Source organism: Burkholderia sp. Ac-20392 (genome assembly GCF_017104585.1).
Taxonomy (GTDB): Bacteria; Pseudomonadota; Gammaproteobacteria; order Burkholderiales; family Burkholderiaceae; genus Burkholderia; species Burkholderia lata.
Window position 1 is genome coordinate 1 of record NZ_JAAGPB010000546.1, and the last position, 5,025, is coordinate 5,025.

A 5,025-nucleotide genomic window follows, 5' to 3' on the forward strand; every position below is an offset into this window, starting at 1 on the left:
TGCTGACGGCCACCGATACCGCCGCGCTCGCCGGCGACGACTTCGACGCGAAGACGGCCGCGATCGAACGGCTCGCCGCCGACTCCGATCCGCGCGCTGTCGCGCTGCTCAACGCGCTGTCGACCGGCGACGCGCTCGCGACCGGTGACGGTCGCCTGCTGATCCAGACCGGCGACACCGCACACGACGCGCTCACGCAAACCGCGACGCCGGCAGGCGACGCACAGCCCGTGATGCTGAACAACCTGCTGCGCACGAAGATCACGGGCGCGCTGTCGGGGCTCGCGCTCGCGTCGCCCGACGTCGCCGCGCGCCGCGACGCGATCGATGCATTGCTGAAATCGCCCGACCCGGCGCTCAAGCCGATGATCGACCGCGCCCGTGCGAAGGAAACCGATCCCGCGCTGAAACGCCGCCTCGACGCGTTGTGGGCGATCGCCGCGCTGCACGACGCCGATCCGGCGAAGCGCCTCGACGCCGTGCAGGTGGTGGCCGCGCGCAAGGACCTCGACATGATCGAGCAGTTGCGCCCGCTCGTCGCGAAGAACACCGACGGCAGCTATGCGGAGCCCGACGCGCGCGTGCGCGACGCCGCGCAGCAGGGGCTCGATGCATTGCACGCGTTGCAGCGCCGCGGCGAGATCGTCGGCACCTTGTTCGCGGGCCTGTCGCTCGGCAGCGTGCTGCTGCTCGCCGCGCTCGGCCTCGCGATCACGTACGGGCTGATCGGCGTGATCAACATGGCGCACGGCGAATTCCTGATGATCGGTGCGTACGCAACCTATGTCGTGCAGACGCTGATCCAGCGTTACGCGCCCGGCGCGTTCGACTGGTATCCGCTCGTCGCGGTGCCGGTGTCGTTCGTGACGGCTGCGCTCGTCGGCATCGTGCTCGAACGGCTCGTACTGCGGCACCTGTACGGCCGCCCGCTCGAGACGCTGCTCGCCACCTTCGGGGTGAGCCTGATCCTGATCCAGGCAACGCGGATGCTGTTCGGCGCGCAGAACGTGCAGGTCGTGAACCCGTCGTGGATGAGCGGCGGCGTGACCGTGATGCAGAACCTGATCCTGCCGTACAACCGGCTCGCGATCCTCGCGTTCGCGCTCGCGGTCGTATTCGTCGCGTGGGCCGTGCTGACGAAGACGCGGCTCGGCCTGTTCGTGCGCGCCGTCACGCAGAACCGCCGGATGGCCGCGTGCGTCGGCGTGAAGACCGCACGCGTCGACGCGTACGCATTCGCGTTCGGCGCGGGCATCGCGGGCCTCGGCGGCTGCGCGCTGTCGCAGATCGGCAACGTGGGCCCCGACCTCGGCCAGAACTACATCATCGATTCGTTCATGGCGGTCGTGCTCGGCGGGGTCGGGCAGATCGCCGGCACCGTGCTCGGCGGCTTCGGGCTCGGCCTCGCGAGCAAGGCGATCGAGCCGTTCTGGGGCGCCGTGCTCGCGAAGATCGCGGTGCTCGTGATGATCGTGCTGTTCATCCAGAAACGTCCGCAGGGCATGTTTGCCCCGAAGGGCCGCAGTGCGGAGGCTTGACGTGACTTCATTCACCGACTCGTTGTCCAATCCGGTCGCCGATGCGCCGAAGCCGGCTGCCGCTACGCGCGCCGCAGACGGTTTTGCGCTCGGCCTGCCGCCCCGCCCCGCGCTGCTGTCGCGGCGCGCGTGGCTCGCGCTGATCGCGCTGTGCGTCGCGATCGGCATCGGCGTGCCGCTCGCCGCGCTCGTCGCGCCCGAGTCGAGCGTGTTCCATCTGTCCGCGTACGCGATGACGCTCACCGGCAAGCTGATGTGCTACGCGATCGCCGCGCTCGCGCTCGATCTCGTGTGGGGCTACTGCGGGATCCTGAGCCTCGGCCACGGGCTGTTCTTCGCGCTCGGCGGCTATGCGATCGGCATGTACCTGATGCGCGAGATCGGCCGCGACGGCAAGTACGGCAGCGACCTGCCCGACTTCATGGTGTTTCTCGACTGGCACCAGTTGCCGTGGTACTGGAGCGGCACGCAGCATCTCGCGTGGGCGGTCGTGCTCGTCGTGCTCGTGCCGGCCGTGCTCGCATGGGTGTTCGGCTTCTTCACGTTCCGCTCGCGCGTGAAGGGCGTGTACCTGTCGATCATCACGCAGGCCATGACGTTCGCCGCGATGCTGCTGTTCTATCGCAACGAGACGGGCTTCGGCGGCAACAACGGCTTCACCGACTTCAAGCGCATCGCGGGCTTTGCGATCACGTCGCCCGGCACGCGCACGGTGCTGTTGCTGTTGACGTTCGCGACGCTGGTGCTCGCGTTCATCGCCGCGCGCGCGATCGTCACCAGCAAGCTCGGGCGCGTCGTCACCGCGGTGCGCGACGGCGAGACGCGGCTGATGTTCCTCGGCTACAGCCCGCTCGCGTACAAGCTGTTCGTGTGGACCGTGTCGGCCGTGCTGTGCGGCATCGCGGGCGCGCTGTACGTGCCGCAGGTCGGCATCATCAACCCCGGCGAGATGTCGCCCGGCAACTCGATCGAGATGGCGATCTGGGTCGCGGTAGGCGGGCGCGGCACGCTGATCGGGCCGATCGTCGGCGCGTTCGCGGTGAACGGCGCAAAGAGCCTGTTTACCGCGTACTTCGCCGAATACTGGCTGTTCTTCCTCGGCCTGATCTTCGTGCTCGTGCCGCTGCTGCTGCCGCGCGGGATCATGGGCCTCGTCGAAACCGTGCTCGCGAAGGGGAAACGCGCATGAACGGAACGGCCCTCTACCAATTCACGCCGCCGCCCGAGGACGAACTGCTGGCCGTCAGCGGCACCGCATCGATGGGACGCGTGGTGCCGCCCGGCATCGACACGTCGCACGGCACGATCCTCTACCTCGAGGATATCGAGGTGAGCTTCGACGGCTTCCGCGCGCTGAAGAAGCTGTCGCTCGCGATCGACGCGGGCGAGCTGCGCTGCGTGATCGGCCCGAACGGCGCCGGCAAGACGACGATGATGGACGTGATCACCGGCAAGACGCGGCCCGACGCGGGCAAGGTGTTTCTCGGCCAGACGATCGACCTCGCGCGGATGAACGAGCCCGAGATCGCGCGCGCGGGCATCGGCCGCAAGTTCCAGAAGCCGACCGTGTTCGAACAGCATCCGGTGTGGGAGAACCTCGAGCTCGCGATGCAGACCGACAAGGGTTGGCTCGCGTCGTTGCGCGCGAAGCTCGACAGATCCGCGCAGGCGAAGATCGAGGAGACGCTCGCGCTGATCGGCCTCGAAAGCCACGCCTTCCGCGCAGCCGGCGAGCTGTCGCACGGGCAGAAGCAGCGGCTCGAGATCGGCATGCTGCTGATGCAGCGCCCCGCGCTGCTGCTGCTCGACGAGCCGGCGGCCGGGATGACCGATCACGAGACGATGGAACTCGCCGAGCTGCTGAACACGCTGCGCGGCACCTGCTCGATGATGGTCGTCGAGCACGACATGGAATTCGTCGCGGCGCTCGCGGGCGACAAGGGTCGCGTGACGGTGATGGCCGAAGGCGCGGTGCTCGCGCAAGGCACGCTCGACCAGGTCAAGCGCGACGACGCGGTGATCGAGTCTTATCTTGGACGATGATGCGATGCTGAAGATCGATGCACTGAACCAGTACTACGGCGGCAGCCATATCCTGCGCAACGTGAGCCTCGCCGCCGACGACCGCAAGCTCACCGTGCTGCTCGGCCGCAACGGCGTCGGCAAGAGCACGTTGCTGCGCTGCCTGATGGGCGTCGTCGCCGCGAAAAGCGGCAGCGTGTCGTGGCGCGGCACGGCGCTCGGCGCGATGCCGCCGTATGCGCGCGTCGCGGCCGGGCTCGCGTACGTGCCGCAGGGTCGCGACATCTTTCCGCGGCTGACCGTCGAGGAGAACCTGCTCGTCGGCGCGGCGAGCCGCAAGGCGCCGTCGAAGGTGCCCGACCGCATCTACGACCTGTTCCCGGTGCTGAAGGACATGCGCGCGCGGCGCGGCGGCGACCTGTCGGGCGGCCAGCAGCAGCAGCTCGCGATCGGCCGCGCGCTGATGAGCGAGCCGCAGTTGCTGATCCTCGACGAGCCGACCGAAGGCATCCAGCCGTCGATCATCCAGGACATCGGCCGCACGCTGCGCCAGCTCGTCGACGAATCGAAGATGACCGTGCTGCTCGTCGAGCAGTACTACGACTTCGCTCAATCGATCGCCGACCGCTACTGGGTAATGAGCCGGGGCGAGATCGTTGCGGGCGGCGACGCGCACGAGATGGAAGCGAACGGTGTGCGCGAGCTGATCGCGGTGTAGCGGGAAAGGTGGCTCGGAGCGGCGTCGCTTCAGGCCACCGATCCGGAGCCTCGCCGAATGGCGCATGTCAGCCGCACGCCGGCGAAGCGGCACGCACCGGGAGCCGGCGTTGCCATGCCCTGCAACGCGGGCACCGGAGCGTATATTGTTGCGGTAGCATCCTCGTTCCCCGCGCCCGTCCCCTGCTTCCCGCCGATGTCCGCCCCCGATTCCCACGCCCCGCTGTCCCGCCCCGCCGTCGCCAAGTCGTGGCGCGGCCGCCTCGAACTCGGCTTCGAGCGGCACGGCGCGCGCACGACGCTCGCGCACCGGCTGCACGACGGCCCGCTGCGCGTGCAGCGGCCGCTGTATCCGGAAGGCGATGCGATCTGCCACGCGGTGATCGTCCACCCGCCGGGCGGCGTCGCGGGCGGCGACCGGCTCGACATCGACATCGCGCTCGGCGACGACACGCATGCGGTGCTGACGACGCCCGGCGCGACCAAGTGGTACAAGTCGAACGGGCTGGATGCGACACAGCGCATCGGCATCACGGTCGGCGAGCACGCGAGGCTCGACTGGCTGCCGCAGAACAACCTGTTCTTCGACGCGGCGCATGCTTCGCTCGACTTCACGGTAAAACTCGGCGCGGGTGCCACTGCGATCGGCTGGGACGCGTCGCAGCTCGGCCGGCAGGCGGCCGGTGAAACCTGGTCGGCGGGCCGCATCGCGTCGACTTCAGCGCTCGTCGATGCCGACGGCCGGCCG

General features: G+C 68.9%; 5 protein-coding genes. All 5 read left to right on the plus strand.

Annotated features, from left to right (window positions below):
- On the plus strand, positions 1 to 1,538 hold a 1,538-nt coding region (gene urtB / locus G3N99_RS34135), incomplete at its 5' end, for an urea ABC transporter permease subunit UrtB (protein ID WP_206124572.1).
- Between the two features lies 1 nt (position 1,539).
- Positions 1,540 to 2,727 carry an urea ABC transporter permease subunit UrtC gene (urtC, locus tag G3N99_RS34140; protein WP_206124573.1) on the plus strand — a complete coding sequence of 396 codons (1,188 nt, stop codon included), beginning with the start codon at positions 1,540 to 1,542 and terminating at the stop codon, positions 2,725 to 2,727.
- The gene (gene urtD, locus G3N99_RS34145) at positions 2,724 to 3,581 is read left to right on the plus strand and encodes an urea ABC transporter ATP-binding protein UrtD (RefSeq protein WP_206124574.1); all 858 of its coding nucleotides are present in this window, start codon (positions 2,724 to 2,726) and stop codon (positions 3,579 to 3,581) included. Before urtC ends, urtD begins: the two co-directional genes overlap by 4 nt.
- A gap of 4 nt (positions 3,582 to 3,585) precedes the next feature.
- Positions 3,586 to 4,278 carry an urea ABC transporter ATP-binding subunit UrtE gene (gene urtE, locus G3N99_RS34150; protein ID WP_206124575.1) on the plus strand — a complete coding sequence of 231 codons (693 nt, stop codon included), beginning with the start codon at positions 3,586 to 3,588 and terminating at the stop codon, positions 4,276 to 4,278.
- A gap of 195 nt (positions 4,279 to 4,473) precedes the next feature.
- On the plus strand, positions 4,474 to 5,025 hold a 552-nt coding region (locus tag G3N99_RS34155), incomplete at its 3' end, for an urease accessory protein UreD (protein ID WP_206124576.1).